Raw genomic sequence first — 19,860 nt, 5'->3', positions numbered from 1 at the left:
GCGATGGATGGCGTCCGGCTCGCGGGGGAGAACCGTGCGGTTGGTAGGTGGCGGTGAGCAAGCGAGGCGCCCCGCGGAATCGCAGGGCGCCTCACGCAGGGAATCAGTCCTCGGGGGCGAGGATCGCCGAGTGGCGGTTGATGGTGCGCTTCTCGAAGTAGTCCTTCGATCCGGGCATCGCGGCCCAGACGAACATGAGGATGAAGCCGATGACGAACGAGCCGATGCCGATGACGAACGCGCTGCCGAGGCCGAAGAAGGTCGTGTAGCCGTACTCGGGGTTCGCCATGTCGATTGCCGACTGGATGAACGCCCACACCATGAACACGCCGCCGAGCAGCGGGAACAGGAAGCGGTACGCGAAGTTGCGCGCCGACGAGAAGAGGCTCGTGCGGAAGTACCAGATGCAGGCGAAGCTCGCGATGCCGTAGAAGAACGCGATGGCGAGGCCGATGGAGAGGATGGAGTCCTGGAGGACGCTGTTCGAGACGAAGCTCATGCCGACGTAGTAGAGGATCGCGACGATGCCCATCAGGAGGGTCGAGAAGGTCGGGGTCTTCGACTTCTCGCTGACGACGGCGAAGCGTGCGGGCAGGGCCTTGTAGACGCCCATCGCGAAGGTGCCGCGCGCGGTGGGGAGGATCGTCGTCTGGGAGGACGACAGTGACGAGACGGCGACGGCGAGCACGAGGAACCAGCCCCACGGCCCCATCGCCAGGTCGGTGAGCACGGAGAAGACGTCGTCGGCGTTCTCCTCGTTCGCGAGGCCGGTGCCGGTCTCGCCGAGGCCGGCGTACATCATGACGACGATCGTGATGCCGACGTAGGTGATGAGGAGCAGCACGGTCGAGAGCACGGCTGCCCGGCCCGGCGTCTTCTTGGGGTCCTTGGTCTCCTCGGTCAGGGCGAGGCAGGTGTCCCATCCCCAGTAGATGAAGAGGGCGAGGATGATGGCCTGCACCATGCCGTGTCCGTCGGCGAGGAGCGGGTTGAACCAGTCGATGCTGATGGGGGTCGGGTCGGGGGCGGTGCCGTTGGCGTAGCCGATGAGGCAGCCGACGACGAACGCGGCCATGGCGGCGTACTGGATGATCAGCAGCACGACCTGCATCTTCTCGCCGAGCTCGATGCCGCGCATCGAGATCCAGGTCATGACCGCGATGATGAGCGCCCCGAAGAGGGTGACGACCACGCGATTCTCGGCGAGGGAGCCATCGCCGATGAGCAGCAGGATGTAGACGGAGGCGATCTCGGCGAGGTTCGCCATGACGAGGATGCCGGCGACCGCGAGGGCCCAGCCGGACATCCATCCGGTGCGGGGGCCGAAGGCCTTGGCCGCCCAGGTGAAGACGGTGCCGCAGTCGTTGAGCTCGTTGTTGAGCTCGCGGTAGGCGAAGGCGGTGAACATCATCGGGATGAACGCGAGGATGAACGCGATCGGCGCCTGCTCGCCGACGGCGATGACGACGAAGCCGAGGGTCGCGGCGAGGGAGAAGAGCGGGGCGGTCGAGGCGAGGCCGATGACGGTCGACCCCCAGATGCCGAGTCGTGCCGGGGCGAGGCCCTTACCGATTGGCGTCTGCGTCGCCAGTGCTTCGGTGATCGGGCCGGGTTGTGCGTTGGTCATCATTGTCTCCCGCATCAAAGGGCCTGCCGCGTTCGCGGAGTGAGCACGAACTTACCATTCGGTTGGTGATGCGCCGAGGGATTTCACGCATCCCGTCGTAACGGTTGTGTTTCCAGACGTGAGCGGACGCCCGGGGAGGATGCCTGGACGGCGGGCTACGCGCGAAGCTTCTCGATGGCGCCGAGGATCTCCGCGGTGGACTCCGCGTTGATGAACTTCTCGTTGACCCCTCCGACGCTGAGCAGCGCGTTGTGGTTCATGCCGTCTCCCACGAACAGCACGAGGCGCGCGACCGCGGGGTCTCCGATGGCGCGGACGAGCGCGTCGAACCAACCCTCACGACACTCGCGCAGCACGTCCAGCGCATCCGTGTCACCGGTCTGCGCAAGGCGGTAGACAGCTTCGACGAGGCGCTCGAGGAGGCTGTCGCGATCCTGCGAGGACACGATGTAGTACGACACGGCGCTGTCGAGGTCGCCGAGCATGTTGTCGGCGTCTACCCGGGCCTGTGCCTGCAGTTCGGCGAGGAGCGCCGCGCCGAGGGCCTGCTTCGACGCGAAGTGGTGCAGGACACCGGCCTTCGACAGCTTGCAGGTGGTGCCCACGGCTTCGAGCGTCGTCCCGCGCACGCCGGAGTCGACGAGCAGGTTCATGTACGCGGTGAGAATCTTCTCCCGCTGACCGGAGACGGTGAGCATTCGGCAATGGTACCCAGGAAGTGACCCGGGTGAGTGCGAGTAGCGTTGCGTCATGACTGACGTTGACGTGCTCATCATCGGCGGCGGAGCGATGGGGCTATCGACCGCTTGGCAGCTGGCGAGGCGCGGCAGGAGTGTCCGGCTGCTCGAGCAGTTCCAGCCCGGCCACCACCAGGGTGCGTCCCACGGTGCGACCCGGAACTTCAACACCTCGTACACGCAGCCTGACCTCGTCGCGATGCTGCACGAGTCGCGTGCGCTGTGGACCGAGCTGCAGCTCGACTCCGGCCGGCAGATCCTCGACCTCGTCGGCCTCGTCAATCACGGGCCTGGAGCTGCGAGCCCGGACGTCCACGCCGCCATCTCCGCGGGAGGGGAGGCGGCCGAGCTGCTCTCGACGAAGGATGCTGGTGAGCGGTGGCCGGGCATCCGCTTCGACACCGAGGTGCTGCACCTGCCGAGGGCGGGCCGGGTCCGAGCCGCTGATGCGCTCACGAGCATGGCTGAGCTGGCGGCGGCGAGTGGGGCGGAGCTGAGCTGGGGCAGGCGCGCCGTGAGCGTCGTGGAGGAGGCCGGTCGGGTCGTCGTCGAGGCCCACTCGTGGGGTGAGGCGCCGGAGCACCGCGGCCACGCACGCGAGACGATCACGGCGAAGGTCGTCGTCTCGGCGGTCAACGCGTGGACCCGCACGCTGCTCGCCGGAACCGTCGAGCTGCCGCGGATGCGGGTCACGCAGGAAGCGCCCGTGCACTTCCGCGAGTTCAACGGCTACATCGACTGGCCGAGCTTCAACCACCTCCCTGCCTTCGGCCGCCCCGGGTACGAGGGCTGGCTTTCCCCCGTCTACGGGATGCTCACGCCGGGCGAGGGAATCAAGGCGGGCTGGCACGGCGTGGGTCCCGTCGTCGACCCCGACGCCCGCGACTTCCTGCCGGTGCCTGCGCAGCTCGACGCGATCAAGCAGTACGCCCGGGACTGGCTGCCCGGCGTCGACGCCGACAGCGCCGAACCGATCAGCTGCACCTACACGACCACCGACGACGCCAGGTTCGTGGTCGACAGGGTCGGCCGCATCGTCGTGCTCGCCGGATTCGCGGGGGAGGGCTTCAAGTTCGTGCCGTCGATCGGGCGACTCGGGGCTGACCTGGCCGAGAACGGCCCTGGTGCGGCGCCCGAGCTGTTCTCGTTGAGCCGGCCGCGGTCGCTCGCCGCGCAGCCCTTGCGGTAGCCGCTTCGCGCATCCGCTGGCGCTCGCTCGCTCGCCCCGCCCCCGGGGTCGTCTCGGGATGGGAACGTCGCTTCGTGCGGGGAAGTTTCCGCAACGAGGTGAGTTTGCCAGCCCGAGTCGGGCGTTGCGTGCGTGCCCGCCTTGACCGGCTCGCTTGTTCCCCGGGTCGTCTCGGGATGGGGAGGTCGCTTCGTGCGGGGAAAGTTCCCGCAACGAGGTGAGTTCTCCATCCCGAGTGGGGCGATGCGTGCGTGCCCGCCTTACCGGCTCGCCTGGTCTTGCGGGACCTGCGGCGGGCTGCACGGTGTCGCCTCGGCATGCTGCCGCCTGTGCCCGTTCTGCTGCCACTTCGGTTTCGGGATGGCTTTCGCGCACGCGGATGCTTTACAACCCATCCGCGTGCGTGGAACCCATCCCGAAAGCCGAGGGCCGGAGCCGAAAGCCGAGAGCCGAAAGCCGAGAGCCGAAAGCCGAGAGCCGCGGCAGGACGGCGGTGCGCTGAGCGCCGAGCTCGAGGCCCTATGCGGTGAGCGTGCGGAGCGTCTCGGCGAGGGGGGTCGTCGGTCGTCCGGAGACGCGGGAGAGGTCTCCGGTCGTGAGGCCGAGTGCGCCGTCGCGGATGTTCGTGTCGAGTCCGGTGATGAAGTCGATCGCGCGCTCGTCGACGCCGTTGGAGGTGAGCGCGGCCCGGTGTTCCTGGGTTGTCAGGGCGCGGTACTCGACGTCGCGGCCGATGGCGTCGGCGAGGGTCTTCGCGAATTCGTCAAAGTCCCAGGCCTTGTCGCCGGAGAACTCGTAGACCTTGCCCTCGTGACCGTCTTCGAGGGCGACCGCGGCGATGCCAGACGCGTAGTCGGCGCGGGATGCGCTCGCGACGCGGCCTGTGCCTGCGCTGTTCGCGATGACGCCCGTGGTCTCTCCCTGGGCGATGTCGGCAACGTAGTTCTCGGTGTACCAACCGTTGCGGACGACGGTCGCGGGCAGGCCGGACTCGCGGATGAGGGACTCGGTGGCCACGTGCTCCGGGGCGAGGATGAGGGCGTCTGGGTCGCCGCCGAGGACGCTCGTGTAGATGATGCGGGCCGCACCCGCGGCCTTCGCCGCGTCGATGATGGTCTCGTGCTGCGCGACCCGGGTTCCGACCTCGTTGCCGGAGATGAGCACCACGGTGTCGTCGGCGCTGATCGCGTCTGCGGCTGTCTCGGGGCGGGCGTAGTCGATGACGGCAGTGCGGACGCCCTTCGAGGCGAGCTGCTCGAGGCGCTCGACGTTGCGCCCGCCCGCGACGATGTCGGCGGGGGCCGCGCCTCGTTCGAGCATGCTGTCGATGACGAGGGTGCCGAGCTGTCCGGTCGCGCCGGTGATGACGATTGCCATGCTGTGCTGTTCCTTCCGAGGGGGGTGCTTGCAGCTACAACAACCACGGGATCGTCGCGGCTATTCCGGGCGGACAGGTGGAAACGTCGCGGTCGGTCACGCAGACATGCGCCTGTGCATCCACCCCTCATCCGCCCCTGATCCTGGCGCGGCGTGGCGGTGGACCATAGCCTCGAAACACTGCGTAACAGAGACGTTCGCAGGGCTGCGCGTTCGCGCGCACCGCACGCAGCATCCGCTCAACTCAAAGGAGAGATCATGGCGAGCAACAGAGCTGTCGCGTACAAGGGGCCGAACGAGGTCGAGGTCATCGACATCCCGTACCCCGAGTTCGAGTTGAAGGACGGGCCGGGCGTGAACCCGGCGAACGTGGGACGGCAGGTGCGGCACGGCGCCATCCTCCGCACCGTGACCACGAACATCTGCGGGTCCGACCAGCACATGGTGCGCGGCCGCACAACGGCGCCGGTCGACCTCGTGCTCGGCCACGAGATCACGGGCGAGGTCATCGAGGTGGGGCCCGACGTCGAGTTCATCAAGGTCGGCGACATCGTGTCGGTGCCGTTCAACATCGCCTGCGGTCGCTGTCGCAATTGCAAGGCGGGCAAGACGGGCATCTGTCTCAACGTCAATCCCGACCGTCCCGGCAGTGCGTACGGCTACGTCGACATGGGCGGCTGGGTCGGCGGGCAGGCTGAGTACGTGCTCGTGCCGTACGCCGACTGGAACCTCCTCAAGTTCCCCGACCGCGACCAGGCGCTCGAGAAGATCCTCGACCTGACGATGCTCTCGGACATCTTCCCGACCGGGTTCCACGGTGCGTACACGGCGGGTGTCGGCCCAGGGTCGACCGTCTACATCGCGGGTGCTGGACCCGTCGGCCTCGCGGCGGCGGTGAGCGCCCAGCTGCTTGGCGCTGCGTGTGTCATCGTCGGCGACCTCAACGAGGATCGTCTCGCGCAGGCGAGATCCTTCGGCTGCGAGACGGTTGATGTCTCGAAGGGCGACCCGGGCGAGCAGATCGAGCAGATCCTGGGGGTGCCGGAGGTCGAGTGCGGCGTGGATGCGGTCGGGTTCGAGGCGCGCGGCCACGGCTCGGACGCCGGGCACGAGGCGCCAGCGACGGTGCTCAACTCGCTCATGACGGTGACGGAGGCCGGTGGAGCGCTTGGCATCCCGGGTCTGTATGTGACGGGCGACCCGGGTGGGGTCGACGAAGCCGCGAAGGTCGGCTCGCTGTCGATTCGTCTCGGCCTCGGCTGGGCGAAGTCGCTGTCGTTCACGACCGGGCAGTGCCCGGTCATGAAGTACAACCGGCAGCTCATGCAGGCGATCCTCTTCGACAAGGTGAAGATCGCGGATGCAGTGCAGGCGACCCCCATCACGCTCGACGAGGCGCCGAAGGGCTACGCGGACTTCGATGCAGGCGCGCCCAAGAAGTACGTGCTCAACCCGAATGGCTACGTGAAGTAGCTCTGCGCGGGGGAGAATCAGACCGCGACAGAGCGTGGATGGCGTCGGGCCTCGTGCTGCAGGGATGGACTGCAGCGCGGGGCTCGATGTATTCGTCGGAGCTTTCGCGTCGTTTTGTCGGTGGCCGGGTGCAGACTGTGGTCGTAGTCGAGTGCGGGCACCGAGGCCGGCACTCGCAGGGGCAGGGGAGCAGGAACATGGTTGCAGCAGAGCAGAGCGACGTCGGTGGGGTCCGCGTCGACCGCGAGGTCGCTGACTCCGCCGACGGGACTCGCATCGCGTACGAGATCCGCGGGGAAGGGCCCGTGGTGGTCATCGTCAACGGCGCCTTCTCGACGGCGCGCGATGTGACGGAGTTCGCGAGAGCGCTTGTCGGGGCGGGTTTCGCGGCTGTCTCCTACGACCGTCGCGCTCGCGGGGACAGCGGCGACACGAAACCCTCGGCGCCAGAGCGCGAGGCTGAAGACCTGGCGGCCGTCATCGACGCGGTCGGCGGTCGAGTGAGTGTCATCGGGCACTCCTCGGGTGCAGTGCTCGCGCTCTTCGCCGCGTCGCTGGGCGTGCCCGTGCAGCATCTGTTCCTCTCCGAGCCGCCGTTCCGCTTCGGGCAGCACGAGCCCGCCGCTGACCTCGTCGAGCGTCTGCAGCGCCTCGTCGACGACGGTGACGAGGCGACGGCGGTCTCCACCTTCCAGCTCGAAGGCGTGGGCCTCGACCCTGCTCTCGTGGAGCAGATCAAGCAGAGCCCCATCTTCCCTGGGCTCGTGCCGCTCGCGCAGTCGACCGTCTACGACGCGCAGCTCGTGCGGCAGGTGTCGACGCCTACGGAGGCGATGGTCGCCGTGCAAGCACCCGTGACGATCGTCGTGGGCGGCGACACGTTCCCGTTTCTCGCGAGCGCCGCGAAGCTGCTTGCCGAGACCCTGCCTGGCGCCGAGCTCGTCGAGGTCGCCGAGTCGGTTGGCCACCGCGTGCATCCGGAGGCCACGGCGAAGGTGCTGGCGGAGCGGCTGCTGTGAGCGCCGCAGGCGCCGCCAAGGGTGGGCGCCCCCGGGGCCGCGCTGGCGATGAGCTCGAGCGGGTGATCCTCGACCTCCTGGACAACCGTGCGAAGGGGGCGACGATCTGCCCATCGGAGGCGGCGCGTGCCGTCGGCGGCGACGAATGGCGAGACGACATGGACGCGGCGAGGGCCGCCGCGCAACGCCTTGTCGACGCAGGCGAGGTCGACATCACGCAGGGCGGTGAGGTGATCGACGGTGCGACGGCCAAGGGGCCCATCCGCATCCGCCGCCGCTGAGGTCTCAGGGCGACGACCGAAGTTCAGCTCCGGCGTGTGATCGTGCGGCGGGGGATCGCCTCAGGACTGCACCTTCTCCAACCGCACGATGACCGACTTCGACGTCGGGGTGTTGCTGACGTCGGCCGTCGAGTCGAGCGGCACGAGCACGTTCGTCTCGGGGTAGTACGCGGCGACGCAGCCGCGGGGCGTCGAGTAGAACACGATGCGGTGTCGCTCGCTGCGGCGCTCCTCGAGCGTGCCGTCGCGGCCGGGCCACTCCGAGACGATGTCGACGTGGTCCCCATCCGCGAGGCCAAGGTCGCGCGCATCCGCCTCGTTGACGAACACGACTCGCCGCGCGCTCTTCACACCCCGGTACCGGTCGTCCTTGCCGTAGATGGTGGTGTTGAACTGGTCGTGTGAGCGCAGCGTCTGCAGCAGGAGGCGGCCCTCCGGCACCAACGGGAACTCGAGCTCGTTGACGGTGAACTTCGCGGTGCCGCCGATGTTCGAGAAGTCGCGGCCGTCGCGCGGACCGTTCGGCAGGATGAACCCGCCCGGCTCGTCGATCCTCGCTTCGAAGTCCTCGAAGCCAGGGATGACCCGGGAGATGGACGCGCGCACGTTCGCGTAGTCGGCGCGCAGCTCGGCCCAGTTCACCTGCGGCACGTTCGGCCGCGAGCGCGTGAGGACCCGCTCGGCGAGCATCGTCACGATCGCGACCTCGCTGAGCAGCTCATCGCTCGCCGGCTCGAGCCGCCCGCGCGACGCGTGGACCGCGCTCATGGAGTCCTCGACCGTCACGCGCTGCGTGCCCCCGGCCTGGCGGTCGCGTTCGGTGCGGCCGAGGGTGGGGAGGATGAGGGCCCGGCGTCCCGTCGCGACGTGCGATCGGTTGAGCTTCGTCGACACCTGCACGGTGAGGGCGAGCGACTCCATGGCGGCCTCGGTCACGGCCGTGTCCGGCGTCGCCCGGGAGAAGTTGCCGCCCATCGCCATGAAGACTCTGGCCTTGCCGTCGCGCATGGCGCGAATCGCCTCGACCGTGTCGTAGCCGTGCTTGCGGGGGGAGGCGAACGAGAACTCGGCGTCGAGCTTGTCGTGGAACGACTCGGGCATCTTCTCGAAGATGCCCATCGTGCGGTCGCCCTGCACGTTGGAGTGCCCGCGCACGGGGCAGACGCCCGCACCCGGCTTGCCGATGTTGCCCTGCAGGAGCAGCAGGTTGACGCAGTCGCGGAGGGTCGGCACGGAGTGCTTGTGCTGCGTCAGGCCCATGGCCCAGCAGACGATCGTGGACTTCGACGCGAGCAGCATCTCGCCGGCCTCGCGGATCTCAGCCTCGGCGAGTCCCGTGGCGGTCTCGACCTCCGACCAGTCGAGCCGCCGGAGCGACTCGAGGTACGCATCCACCCCCTCCGTCTTGGCGGCGATGAACTCGGCGTCGAACACGGTGCCAGGGTTCGCCTCCTCGGCGTCGAGCAGGATGCGCCCGAGCGCCTGGAAGAGCGCCTGGTCGCCGCCGAGCTTGATCTGCAGGAAGAGGTCGTTCAGGGCGGTGCCGCCGAGCACCATGCCGCGCACGGTCTGCGGGTTCTCGTACCGCATGAGCGCCGCCTCCGGCAGTGGGTTCACGGCGATGATCTTGCCGCCGTTGATCTTCGCCTTCTCGAGCGCGGTCAGCATGCGGGGGTGGTTGGTGCCGGGGTTCTGGCCGGCGATGATGATGAGGTCGGCCTCGTGGATGTCCTCGAGGCTCACGGAGCCCTTGCCGATGCCGAGTGTCTCGCCGAGGGCCGAGCCGCTCGACTCGTGGCACATGTTCGAGCAGTCCGGGAGGTTGTTGGTGCCGAGGCCGCGCACGAACAGCTGGTAGACGAACGCGGCCTCGTTGGAGGTGCGGCCCGACGTGTAGAAGATCGCCTCATCAGGGGTCGACATCTGCGCGAACTCGTCGGCGATGATGTCGAAGGCCTCGTCCCAGCTGACGGCGCGGTAATGGGTGCCGCCCTCGTCGAGCAGCATGGGGTGCGTGAGGCGGCCCTGCTGGCCGAGCGAGTAGTCGTCCCATGTGCGCAGCTCCTCGATGGAGTGCTCGGCGAAGAAGCTCGGCGGGATGCGCCGTTTCGTGGCCTCCTCGGCGACGGCCTTCGCGCCGTTCTCGCAGAACTCCGCGGGGCTGCGGTGCTTGCCTTCCGGCCACGCGCATCCGGGGCAGTCGAAGCCGTCTTTCTGGTTGATGCGCAGCAGGGTGCGGGCCGTGCGGGTCGGGCCCATCTGCGCCGTCGTGACCTTGAGCGAGTTCAGCACAGCTGGGATGCCGACGGCCGTGATCTTGGGCTCCGAGAACATCGCTGCGGTCTCGTCGATGTTCTCCACGATGCGCGCAACACCGTCGACCGGCTTCATGTGCTTCTCTGGATGCTTCGGTTCGGGCATCGTTGCTCCTCCCGGGGGAATGCGGTCAGTCTACGCGCGGAGTGCTGGTGTCGATCGCTGCCTGTGTTCCCAACGCCCCGGGCTCGCAGGCGGTTGGGAACACAGGCGGCGATCACCCGGATGCAGCTACCTCACGCGCGCACTGGCATCCGGTGCGAGGTCGACGCGGCGCAGCAGTTGCGCATTGGCGGCGACGACGATCGTCGAGAGCGACATGAGCACCGCACCGACCGACATGGGCAGGATGAACCCGACGGGTGCGAGGATGCCCGCCGCGAGCGGCACAGACACCAGGTTGTAGCCGGCCGCCCACCACAGGTTCTGCTTCATCTTGCGGTAGCTCGCTCGCGACAGCGCGATGACGGAGAGCACGGAGCGGGGGTCGTCGCTCGCGAGGATCACCCCGGCGGACGCGATGGCCACGTCCGTGCCCGCGCCGATGGCGATGCCGACGTCGGCACGCGCGAGGGCAGGGGCGTCGTTGACGCCGTCGCCGACCATCGCGACCTTCTTGCCCTCGGCCTGCAGCTCGGCGACCTTCGCCGACTTGTCCTCGGGCCGTACGCCGGCGTAGACGCGGTCGACGCCGAGCTCCTCGCCGACCGCGCGGGCGACGGCTTCGGCGTCACCCGTGATCAGGACGACCTCGATACCCAGGCGGTGGAGAGCATCCACTGCATCGCGCGACTCGGGACGGATCTCGTCGGCCAGCTTGAGGCCGCCCACAACCGCGCCGTCTCGCACGACGTGCAGGATGATCGCCCCATCTGCGCGCCACGCATCCGCTTCGCTGATCTCGGACGCGTCAAGCGCCTCGAGGAGGCGTGGCCCGCCGACACGAACCTCGCGGCCGTCGACGGTCGCCGTGACGCCGACTGCCGGCGATGAGCTGAAGTTCGATGCCGTGGGCACGGTGAGGCCGCGCGTCGAAGCCGCTCGGACGATGGCCTTGGCAAGCGGATGCTCGCTGTCGGTCTCCGCGGCGGCCGCGATCGCGAGTACCGCGTCGGCCGTGGGTGCATTTGTCGAGCCGCCTGCGATCGCGATCTCGGTGAGCGTCGGCTCGCCCATCGTGAGGGTGCCGGTCTTGTCGAAGAGGACGGCGTCGACGGTGCGGGTGCTCTCGAGCGCGAGTCGGTCCTTGATGAGGACGCCGCTGCGCGCCGCCTTCTCCGTCGCGATCGACACGACGAGTGGGATCGCGAGGCCCAGAGCGTGGGGGCAGGCGATGACGAGGACCGTGACGGTGCGCATGACGGCGGCGTCCGGGTTGCCGACGAGCGTCCAGACGACGGCCGTGACGGCGGCGGCAACGAGGGCGAACCAGAACAGCCAGGCGGCAGCTCGATCGGCGATCCGCTGCGCTCGCGACGTTGAGCTCTGCGCGTCGGCGACGAGTCGCTGGATGCCGGCGAGGGCCGTGTTGTCGCCAGTCGCCGTGACGCGGATGCGCAGGCCGGAGTCGGTCGCGACCGTCCCCGCCGTAACTGTGTCGCCGACGCCGCGGGACACGGGCCTGGACTCGCCGGTCACCATCGACTCGTCGACGTCGGCCCGCCCCTCGGTGATCCTGCCGTCCGCCGGCATGCTCGCACCTGGGCGAACCACGACGATGTCGCCCACCGCCAGCTCGGCGGGGGAGACCTGCACGATGCGATCACCCTCGACCCGCTCGGCGCTGTCCGGCAGCAGCGCAGCGAGGGAGTCGAGCGCCGACGTCGTCTGCGCGAGCGAGCGCATCTCTATCCAGTGGCCGAGCAGCATGATGACGATCAGCAGCGCGAGCTCCCACCAGAACTCGAGGTCGTGATGCAGAAGGCCGAGGCTCGCACCCCACGACGCGGCGAACGCGACGGTGATCGCGAGCGCGATCAGCAGCATCATGCCGGGCTTGCGGGCCCTGAGCTCACTGACCGCGCCGGTCAGGAAGGGGCGGCCACCCCAGACGTACATGACGGTGCCGAGGATGGGCGCGACGAGGCCCGCGCCCGCGAAGCCGGGGATCTCGTAGCCGAGCAGCATCGCGAACATGCTCGAGAAGCCGACGACGGGCACGGCGATGACGAGGTTGATCCAGAAGAGGCGCCGGAACTGGGCGACGTGATCCGCGCCGTGGCCGGCGTGGCCGCCATGGCCGGCGTGACCCGCGTGGCCTGCCTGGTTCGCGGTAGTCGCGTGTCCTTCCTGGCCGTGCTCGTGGGCGTGCGGTTCGTGCTGGGTGCTCATGTGGTTCTCCTCGGCATGCGCGACGTGGTGCATCCATCTGTGATACCCCGTGGGGGTACATGGGTCAACGGGGCACGGCGCCGATGCATTCCCGAACTTGACTCTCCCGTTAGGGGAGGCGGCAGGCTTGAGGCATGCTCACCATCGGGGAGTTCGCGACGACAACCGGCATCAGCGTCAAGGCGCTGCGGCATTACGACGAGACGAAGGCGCTCGTCCCGTTCGAGGTGGATGCGGCGACCGGGTACCGCAGATACGCCGAATCGCAGGTGCGCGACGGTGCCCTCCTGCAGACGCTGAGGGTCGCCGGCGTGCCGTTGCCTGCCGCCGCGAAGGCTGTTCGAGACGGCGACACGGCCGAGGTGCTGCTTCGCCATCGGGCGGAAGTGCTGCAACAACGTGACGCCGAGGATGCGGTCATGACGGCAGCGGATGCAGTGCTCACCGCATTTGCGCGCCCGGTTGTCGTCGAGGAGCGGCATCTTGGCGCCACACCTTTCGTGGCGCTCGTCATTTCGCTGCCCGCCGACCTGGGTGCAGCTGGCGCTGACCTCGGGGGCGGCCGCGCGGTGCCGACTGACGAGGACGCCAACCGGGGATTCGTCGAACTGCATGGGCGCATCGTCGAGGCTGGGCTCGAGCCGGGGTCCGGGTTCTGGACGACCTTCCGGGAGGCCCCGGGCAGCACGGCGAGAGCATCTGAGCTGCAGATGCTGCTCTGCTGGCCGATCGCGCGCATCCCGCAACCGGGCGACGCGTCGTGGGACGACGAGCGCACGCTCGTCGGCGAGCTGCCGCCACGGACCGAGCTTGTTGCCGTGTGGCGGTCGGACGGTGCTGATCTGCCCGAGGGTTCCGTGCATCCTGCCGCTGTCGCTCTCTTCGACGCGCTCGCGGAGCGCGGGATGGCACTCACGTCGCCGGAGGTGCGCCAGAGTGTCGTCGGCGAAGATGCACAGAACTTCGTCGTGGAGGTCGCCGTCACGCTGCCGTGACGCTGCCCCGCGTCGCCCCAATGTCCGGCGTCGCCGCGCATCCGCCCGATCGCTGCCAGTCAAGTGGCCCGTATGGCCGAGGCTTAAGGGCGACTTGGCTGGCAGCGACCGAGGCGTGCGGTGGCTCAGGGGCCACTTGGCTGGCAGCGATCGCCCTCGAAGCATGTTGCAGCTCGGGACTGCGGAAACGGTGGCAGCGATCGGGTGGCGGATGCGCGGGCACGGGGCACGGGTGCAGGGTGAGTGGGTGCGGGGTGAACGGGCGGGCGTTCGCGTGGGTGCGCGGGCGCGGGCGCGGCCCCGCCTACTACCATTGCGAGTTCGGAGGTCACCATGGCGAGAGCATCGCTTGTTCAGTCGGTCAGCGACCGGCTCCTCGACGACATCATCTCGGGGGAGCTGCCACAGGGCGCGCCGCTGCCGCGCGAGATCGACCTCGCCGAGCGGCTCGGCGTCAACCGTCTGACGCTTCGCGAGGCGCTCAAGACGTTGCAGGCGCAGGGCGTCGTGCAGCCGGTTCCCGGCACTCGCGGCCGCGTGCTCCCGATGGAGGACTGGACGGGCATCGAGCCGCTGCTGCGTGCCGCGACGTCGACCGAAGGCAAGGCGCAGGCGTCGGTGCAGCTCGTGCAGCTCCGGCGGATGATCGAGACCGGTGCGTGCGAGCTCGCGGCGCCCCTGCGCACGGATGACGACCTCGAGCGGCTCGAGGCGTGCCTCGAGGAGATGCGCGCCGCATCCGCCGCCGACGACGTGCACACGTTCGTGACGGCCGACATCGCGTTCCATGACGTGGTGCTGCGGGCCAGCGGCAACCCGTTCCTGCGCGTGCTGCTCGAACCGCTCGGTCGCTTCCTGTACGAGCGTCGGTACGAGACCTCGGCCGTGCCGCAGGTGCAGGTGAACGCGATCCGCGAGCACGCAGCGATCCTCGAGGCGCTCCGCTCGGGCGAGGCGGCAGCGTCGCGCGCGGCGATGGAGTCGCACATGCAGCAGACGGCGGATGATCTCCAGCAGTACGTGTTGAGGCCTCGCGCCTGAGCGCACGCATGACCCCGCGCCTGGCCGCTCGCCGTCTTCCAGCACGGCCAAGTCTCCTGGCCTGGCGGGGGTCAGCTGTCACGACGGGCGCGCTGGTTCTCCGCTCATCCGTGCCCCCATGATCCGGGATATCAGATATCTCCTTGACAACCCCCTCTGGCGGGCGCAAGATATCTGATATCCGATTACAAGGGAGTTCTCTGATGGATGAAACCCGACTGCTCGAGCAGTACCCCGCACCAGTGCGCGTCGATGCCGCGGAGGTCGCCGACCGGGTCCGCGAGTCCGGAGTGACCCTCATCGTCCTCGACGACGACCCGACCGGGACGCAGTCGGTCGCCGACCTCCCCGTCCTCACCCGCTGGGAGCAGGACGACCTCGTCTGGGCGCTCGAACAGGGCCGCGACGCCGTCTACGTGCTGACCAACACCCGAAGCCTGGACGCCGAGTCCGCCGCAGCGCGCAACCGCGAGATCGTCACCGCGGCCCTCGCCGCAGCGGAGCGCCTCGAGCGCCGCGTCGCCTTCGTGAGCCGCGGCGACAGCACGCTGCGCGGCCACTACCCGCTCGAGACCGACGTCATCGCGGCGACGCTCGAAGAGCTCGGCGGCCCGGTTCCCGACGGCGTCCTCATCGTCCCCGCCTTCCCCGACGCCGGCAGGGTCACCATCGGGGGCATCCACTACTACCGCCAGAACGGCGCGCTCGTGCCCGTCGCCGAGACGGAGTTCGCGAAGGATGCGACGTTCGGGTTCCGCAGCTCCGCTCTCCCCGAATGGGTCGAGGAGAAGACGAAGGGCCGCTGGGCGGCCGCCGACGTCACCGTGCTCTCGCTCGACATCATCCGCCGCGGGCCGGAAGCGGTCGCCGCCACGCTGCAGGATGCGCGCGGCGGCCAGCCAATCGTCGTCGACGTGGTCATCGAGGACGACATCCGCATCGTCGCCCTCGGGCTCGAGCTCGCAGAGGCCGACGGCAAGCAGTTCCTGTACCGCGTCGGGCCGCCGTTCGTGCGCGCCCGCATCGGTCAGGAGATCGCCACGCCCCTCGAGCCGGCCCAGCTCGCTCGCGACAGTGCGGACGCGTCAGCCGCCGGTGGCCTCATCGTCGTCGGCTCGCACGTCGACCTCACGACCCGGCAGCTCGCGGCCCTGCACCGGGAGCACCCCGACCTCCCGACCGTCGAGCTCTCCGTCTCGGCGATCATCGACGCCGACCGTCGCGACGCGCACCTCGACCACGCCAAGGCGCGCGTCATCGAGGCGCTCGCGACAGGCGACGTCATCCTCCACACGAGCCGCGAGCTCGTGAAGACCGACGACGCGGATGCGTCGCTCGCGATCTCGAGGAACGTCTCGGCCGCCGTCTGCGAGGTCGTCGCCCACGCGCTGCGTGAGACGCCGCCGAGCTTCGTCATCGCGAAGGGTGGCATCACCTCGAGCGACGTCGCCACCAACGGCCTCGAGATCCGCCACGCGGTCGTGCGCGGCCCCATGCTGCCCGGCATCGTCTCCCTCTGGCAGGCGGTCGGGGGGCCGGCCGACGGCATCCCCTACGTCGTGTTCGCCGGCAACGTCGGCGACGAGGACTCGCTCGCGCGAGTCGTCGAGAAGTTCCACGCGAGCGCCGAGACCGGCGTCGGCCCCGCGGCCGGCGCGGCAGCATCCGCATCCGCACCCGTAGCCAACTGATCAGCAACAGCGCTGAGACCTCAACACGCACCGAGAAACGAGCAACCATGACTTCCACTTCCACCTCCACCTCCACCTCCACCTCCACCTCCACCTCCTACTCCGTCGCCGTCCTCGGACTCGGCGCCATGGGCCTGCCGATGGCGACGCGCCTCAGCAGCCAGCTGACCGTCAACGGCTTCGACATCGCGCAGCCGCGCCTGGACCTCGCGGCCGCCGCGGGCATCGCGCCGCACGACTCGGCGGCCAGCGCCGTCGCGGGCGTCGACGCGGTCCTCCTCGCTGTCCGCAACGGCGAGCAGCTGCACGACGTGCTCTTCGGCGCGAACGGCATCGCCGACAAGCTCGACGAGGGAGCCGTCGTCATCCTCACGAGCACTGTCGGCACCGACGGCATCGCCGACGTCGTCGCCCGCCTCGAGCAGCACTCCGTCGAGCTCGTGGATGCGCCCCTGTCGGGCGGCCCCGTCCGCGCGGGCCAGGGTGACCTCCTCATCGTCGTCGGCGCGACGCCCGCCGCCCGCGAGAAGGCGCAGCCCGTGCTCGAGCTGCTCGCATCCACGCTCACCGTCGTGGGCGACCGCCCCGGCGACGGGCAGGCGCTCAAGACCGTCAACCAGCTGCTGTGCGGCGTGCACATCGCGGCCGCGGCGGAGGCGCTCGCCCTCGCCGAGCGCCTCGGGCTCGACCCCGAGAAGACCCTCGAGACGCTCGGGGCGGGAGCCGCCGGCTCGTTCATGCTCGCGAACCGCGGGCCGCGCATCCTGCAGGCCTACGACGAGGACGGCGCCGAAGTGCTCAGCCGACTCGATATCTTCGTCAAGGACATGGGCATCGTCGGCAAGGCGAGCCGCTCCGTCGGACTCCCCACGCCGGTCGCCGCGGCCGCCGAGCAGCTGTACCTCCTCGGCCAGGCGCAGGGTCTCGGCGCATCCGACGACTCAGCCGTCATCCTCGCCCTCGCCCCCAAGGCCACCGACTAGGACTCAGACGGCCCCAGACACCCCGCCGGCGAGAGTCCTGCTCTCGCCGACCCCGCTCTCGTCACACCCACGCTCTCGTCAAAGGAGACGGACTTGTCCACCCTGCTGCTGCTCACCATCGGCGTCGGAGGAATCGCATTCCTCCTGCTGCTGATCATCAAACTCAAGGTCCACGCCTTCCTGGCGCTGCTCATCGTCAGCATCCTCGTCGGTCTCGCGACGGGACTGCCGCTCGTCACGATCCCCGAAACCGACCTTGAACCGGCGAGGCTCGGCATCATCGAATCGATCATCGCCGGGATGGGCGGAGTGCTCGGCTCGGTCGCCATCCTCGTCGCACTCGGTGCGATGCTCGGCAAGATCATCGAGATCTCCGGCGGCGCGTCGAGCCTCGCCGGCCGGTTCACGAAGATCCTCGGCCCGAAGCGCGTCGCCGGCGCACTCACCGCGGCGGCGCTCGTCCTCGCGATCCCCGTGTTCTTCGACGTCGGCTTCATCATCCTCGTGCCGATCATCTACGGCTTCTGCAAGGCCGCCGGCGTCAACCCCGTGAAGTTCGGCCTCCCCATCGGCGGCATCATGCTCGCCGTGCACGTGTCCGTCCCACCGCACCCGGGCATCGTCGGCGGCTCCGGCATCCTCGGGGCCGACCTCGGCTGGGTGACCATCCTGGGCCTCGCCGTGTGCCTGCCCCTAGCCGTGGTGGCGCACTTCCTCTCGAAGTGGCTCAACCGTCGCGACTTCACGATGCTGCCGAGCACCGCTGCCTCCTTCGCGGCGTTCGGAACCGAGAAAGGCGCTGAGTCGGTCGTCGACGGATCTGGCGCGCTGACGTCCCCTGTCGCAACCTCGACGAAGACCGGCACCGTCGCACCCCCGAGCTCGGGAATGATCATGGCGCTCATCCTGACCCCGCTGGTCATGATCGCCCTCGGCACGGTCGGCGCCACGCTGCTCCCATCGGGCGACCCCGTCCGCAACGTGCTCGGCTTCATCGGCGCGCCCCTGTTCGCGCTGCTCGTGACAGTGCTGCTCGCGAGCTTTTTCCTCGGATTCCGCCGAGGATGGAACGCAACCCAGCTTGGCGAGGTCATCGAATCGGCCCTGCCGCCCGTCGCGATCGTCATCCTCGTATCCGGAGCCGGTGGGTCGTTCGCCCGCGTGCTCACGGAGAGCGGCATCGGAACGGCGCTCAGCGAGACGCTCCTCGAGACGGGAATGCCGCTCATGCTCATGGCCTTCCTGATCTCGCTCGCGCTGCGAGCCGCCCAAGGGTCGGCGACCGTGGCGATCCTCACGACGGCCGGGCTGCTCAGCGCGTCGGTCCTCGGCGGCGACTACTCCACGATCCAGGTCGCGCTCCTCGCACTTGCGATGTCCTTCGGCGCCCTCGGCCTGTCGCACGTCAACGACTCCGGCTTCTGGGTCGTGACGCGCTATCTCGGCCTGAGCGTCGCGGATGGCCTCCGCACCTGGACGGTCCTCACAACGGTGCTCGGCCTCGTCGGCTTCCTGCTCTGCTCCGTCGTCTGGCTGATCGTGGGCATCGCGTAGCCCCACCCCACCCGACCCGCGCACGCATCCGCCGCCGCACTCGATCGCTGCCAGTCAAGTAGCCCCTATGGCAGAGGCTGAAGGGCCACCTGGCTGGCAGCGATGGAGTCGTGCGGCGGCAATTGGGCCACTTGGCTGGCAGCGACTGCCGAACGGATGCTGCGGGCGCGGGCGTGGGGACGGATACCGGGTGGGTACCGCGGGCGCCACAACCCCGCAGCTAGGCTCGGGCCGTGGTCGAGTTCGTCGTGTTCTGCCTCCCCGGGCTGGTGTACGTCCTGGTGCAGTCGCGTGGGGAGCACCGAACGCTGCGCTCAGCGCTCGAGAGGCTCGGCGCATCCTGGGGCTCAGCTTCCGCCTACCGCTGGGCGGCGCTGCTCCTCTTGCCGCTGCTCCTCACCGGTTGGCTCGCGATAGTGCTCATCCCGGAGGAGGCGCTCGCCGCGCCTGGAGTCACCGTCGCTCGGGTCACGTCGGTCGGCGTCGCGGCGTCAGTGGTGCTGCGCGCGGTCGGTGAGGAAGTCCTCTTCCGGGGTCTGCTCGGGGGAATCTTCGTTCGGCGGCTCGGTTTCGCCGTCGGGAACCTCGTTCAGGCGACGCTGTTCGTACTCCCGCACTCTGCACTGCTGCTCATCGACGTCCGCCTGTGGCCGATCATCCCAGTGCAGTTCGCGGCGGGGTGGATGCTCGGCTGGCTGCGCGAGAAGACGGGCACGTTCGGTCCAGGTGCCGTCGTGCATGTCGTAGCCAACCTCGCGGCTGGCTTCATCGCAGGATGATCCCGTCGGCAGGTCCTCAGTAGCCCGAGTTGTTGCCCTGGTCGAAGCGGATGCGCGTCGGGGGAGGCCCCGGGTTCTCGGCCCGGCGCCGGCGCTCGTCGGGGGAGAGTTCTGAGTCGCGAGGCGGACGAGGTGCTGCGCGAACCATCCACACGACGAGGAAGGTGACCGCCAGGAAACCGAGCGCGATCACAGCGACCACTAGCAGGGGGTTCTCGGCCACGGGATACTCCGCTCGCTCGGGCGCTGGGCGCGCGTCTTCCGGCGATCCTCGCACGCCAGCCCGACGGGGGCTCCTGCATCCGCGCCATCCCAGGCGCGATCACAGCCAGTCAAGTGGCCCTCTGGAGGTGGTCTGAAGGGCCATTTGGCTGGCAGCGATCGAGGGCGAGGTCGCGGTAGGGGCCATTTGGCTGGCAGCGATACGCGAGTGGGCCGTGTCTAGCGCATGGACGCATCCACTCGGA

The 19,860-nt window shown here is 69.2% G+C and carries 16 protein-coding genes; 10 read left to right on the top strand and 6 right to left on the bottom strand.

The window, feature by feature from the left end; genetic code table 11:
- Positions 1–103: 103 nt before the first annotated feature.
- Together C5C17_RS15465 and C5C17_RS15460 are read right to left on the bottom strand one after the other, a co-directional pair.
- On the bottom strand, positions 104–1,627 hold the full coding sequence (locus C5C17_RS15465; protein ID WP_104254606.1) for an APC family permease: 1,524 nt from the start codon (positions 1,625–1,627) through the stop codon (positions 104–106).
- A 155-nt stretch (positions 1,628–1,782) separates the two neighbouring features.
- Positions 1,783–2,325 (bottom strand): TetR/AcrR family transcriptional regulator, encoded by a 543-nt coding sequence (locus tag C5C17_RS15460; RefSeq protein WP_181028636.1) that lies wholly within the window; start codon positions 2,323–2,325, stop codon positions 1,783–1,785.
- Positions 2,326–2,377: 52 nt separating this feature from the next.
- On the opposite strand from C5C17_RS15460, the gene C5C17_RS15455 reads away from it, so the two are divergent.
- The gene (locus C5C17_RS15455; RefSeq protein ID WP_104254291.1) at positions 2,378–3,553 is read left to right on the top strand and encodes an FAD-dependent oxidoreductase; all 1,176 of its coding nucleotides are present in this window, start codon (positions 2,378–2,380) and stop codon (positions 3,551–3,553) included.
- A gap of 519 nt (positions 3,554–4,072) precedes the next feature.
- Here the strand turns inward: C5C17_RS15455 and C5C17_RS15450 are convergent.
- Positions 4,073–4,930: an NAD(P)H-binding protein gene (locus tag C5C17_RS15450; RefSeq protein ID WP_104254290.1), complete on the bottom strand. Its 858-nt coding sequence runs from the start codon at positions 4,928–4,930 to the stop codon at positions 4,073–4,075.
- Positions 4,931–5,188: 258 nt separating this feature from the next.
- On the opposite strand from C5C17_RS15450, the gene fdhA reads away from it, so the two are divergent.
- The 3 genes from fdhA (at position 5,189) to C5C17_RS15435 (ending at position 7,703) form a co-directional block, all read left to right on the top strand.
- Complete coding sequence (fdhA, locus tag C5C17_RS15445) at positions 5,189–6,403, top strand: formaldehyde dehydrogenase, glutathione-independent (RefSeq protein WP_104254289.1); 1,215 nt, start codon at positions 5,189–5,191, stop codon at positions 6,401–6,403.
- Positions 6,404–6,600: 197 nt separating this feature from the next.
- Positions 6,601–7,422 (top strand): alpha/beta fold hydrolase, encoded by an 822-nt coding sequence (locus tag C5C17_RS15440; protein WP_104254288.1) that lies wholly within the window; start codon positions 6,601–6,603, stop codon positions 7,420–7,422.
- Positions 7,419–7,703, top strand: a complete 285-nt coding sequence (locus C5C17_RS15435) for a DUF3253 domain-containing protein (RefSeq protein WP_104254287.1) — start codon at positions 7,419–7,421, stop codon at positions 7,701–7,703. Before C5C17_RS15440 ends, C5C17_RS15435 begins: the two co-directional genes overlap by 4 nt.
- A gap of 60 nt (positions 7,704–7,763) precedes the next feature.
- On the opposite strand, the gene C5C17_RS15430 is transcribed toward C5C17_RS15435, so the two are convergent.
- Together C5C17_RS15430 and C5C17_RS15425 are read right to left on the bottom strand one after the other, a co-directional pair.
- Entirely contained in the window at positions 7,764–10,094 is a 2,331-nt protein-coding gene (locus tag C5C17_RS15430) for an FdhF/YdeP family oxidoreductase (RefSeq protein ID WP_181028658.1), read from the bottom strand.
- A gap of 156 nt (positions 10,095–10,250) precedes the next feature.
- Positions 10,251–12,350 carry a heavy metal translocating P-type ATPase gene (locus C5C17_RS15425; RefSeq protein WP_104254286.1) on the bottom strand — a complete coding sequence of 700 codons (2,100 nt, stop codon included), beginning with the start codon at positions 12,348–12,350 and terminating at the stop codon, positions 10,251–10,253.
- 134 nt (positions 12,351–12,484) lie between these two features.
- On the opposite strand from C5C17_RS15425, the gene C5C17_RS15420 reads away from it, so the two are divergent.
- The 6 genes from C5C17_RS15420 to C5C17_RS15395 all read left to right on the top strand — a co-directional run bounded on the left by C5C17_RS15420 (position 12,485) and on the right by C5C17_RS15395 (position 19,393).
- The gene (locus C5C17_RS15420; RefSeq protein ID WP_104254285.1) at positions 12,485–13,345 is read left to right on the top strand and encodes a MerR family DNA-binding transcriptional regulator; all 861 of its coding nucleotides are present in this window, start codon (positions 12,485–12,487) and stop codon (positions 13,343–13,345) included.
- A gap of 333 nt (positions 13,346–13,678) precedes the next feature.
- Positions 13,679–14,386 (top strand): FadR/GntR family transcriptional regulator, encoded by a 708-nt coding sequence (locus tag C5C17_RS15415; RefSeq protein WP_104254284.1) that lies wholly within the window; start codon positions 13,679–13,681, stop codon positions 14,384–14,386.
- A 200-nt stretch (positions 14,387–14,586) separates the two neighbouring features.
- Complete coding sequence (locus C5C17_RS15410) at positions 14,587–16,077, top strand: four-carbon acid sugar kinase family protein (protein ID WP_374953925.1); 1,491 nt, start codon at positions 14,587–14,589, stop codon at positions 16,075–16,077.
- 47 nt (positions 16,078–16,124) lie between these two features.
- Positions 16,125–17,060 (top strand): NAD(P)-dependent oxidoreductase, encoded by a 936-nt coding sequence (locus C5C17_RS15405; RefSeq protein ID WP_104254282.1) that lies wholly within the window; start codon positions 16,125–16,127, stop codon positions 17,058–17,060.
- A 93-nt stretch (positions 17,061–17,153) separates the two neighbouring features.
- Positions 17,154–18,614 (top strand): GntP family transporter, encoded by a 1,461-nt coding sequence (locus C5C17_RS15400; RefSeq protein ID WP_104254281.1) that lies wholly within the window; start codon positions 17,154–17,156, stop codon positions 18,612–18,614.
- Between the two features lie 233 nt (positions 18,615–18,847).
- The gene (locus C5C17_RS15395) at positions 18,848–19,393 is read left to right on the top strand and encodes a CPBP family intramembrane glutamic endopeptidase (protein ID WP_104254280.1); all 546 of its coding nucleotides are present in this window, start codon (positions 18,848–18,850) and stop codon (positions 19,391–19,393) included.
- Positions 19,394–19,409: 16 nt separating this feature from the next.
- On the opposite strand, the gene C5C17_RS15390 is transcribed toward C5C17_RS15395, so the two are convergent.
- Positions 19,410–19,616 carry a hypothetical protein gene (locus tag C5C17_RS15390; RefSeq protein WP_146079207.1) on the bottom strand — a complete coding sequence of 69 codons (207 nt, stop codon included), beginning with the start codon at positions 19,614–19,616 and terminating at the stop codon, positions 19,410–19,412.
- Between the last annotated feature and the right edge of the window lie 244 nt (positions 19,617–19,860).

The sequence above is a fragment of the Pseudoclavibacter sp. RFBA6 genome, assembly GCF_002931575.1.
Lineage (GTDB): Bacteria > Actinomycetota > Actinomycetes > Actinomycetales > Microbacteriaceae > Pseudoclavibacter > Pseudoclavibacter terrae.
Note: the sequence above shows the minus strand (reverse complement) of the source record. Positions and strands in the feature narration are given on the sequence as shown.

Coding starts and splice junctions, on each gene's coding strand:
- C5C17_RS15465 (WP_104254606.1), bottom strand. CDS start 1,627: ATGACCAACGCACAACCCGGCCCGATCACCGAAGCACTGGCGACGCAG.
- C5C17_RS15450 (WP_104254290.1), bottom strand. CDS start 4,930: ATGGCAATCGTCATCACCGGCGCGACCGGACAGCTCGGCACCCTCGTC.
- C5C17_RS15425 (WP_104254286.1), bottom strand. CDS start 12,350: ATGAGCACCCAGCACGAACCGCACGCCCACGAGCACGGCCAGGAAGGA.
- C5C17_RS15405 (WP_104254282.1), top strand. CDS start 16,125: ATGACTTCCACTTCCACCTCCACCTCCACCTCCACCTCCACCTCCACC.
- C5C17_RS15420 (WP_104254285.1), top strand. CDS start 12,485: ATGCTCACCATCGGGGAGTTCGCGACGACAACCGGCATCAGCGTCAAG.
- C5C17_RS15460 (WP_181028636.1), bottom strand. CDS start 2,325: ATGCTCACCGTCTCCGGTCAGCGGGAGAAGATTCTCACCGCGTACATG.
- C5C17_RS15415 (WP_104254284.1), top strand. CDS start 13,679: ATGGCGAGAGCATCGCTTGTTCAGTCGGTCAGCGACCGGCTCCTCGAC.
- fdhA (WP_104254289.1), top strand. CDS start 5,189: ATGGCGAGCAACAGAGCTGTCGCGTACAAGGGGCCGAACGAGGTCGAG.
- C5C17_RS15430 (WP_181028658.1), bottom strand. CDS start 10,094: ATGAAGCCGGTCGACGGTGTTGCGCGCATCGTGGAGAACATCGACGAG.
- C5C17_RS15440 (WP_104254288.1), top strand. CDS start 6,601: ATGGTTGCAGCAGAGCAGAGCGACGTCGGTGGGGTCCGCGTCGACCGC.
- C5C17_RS15455 (WP_104254291.1), top strand. CDS start 2,378: ATGACTGACGTTGACGTGCTCATCATCGGCGGCGGAGCGATGGGGCTA.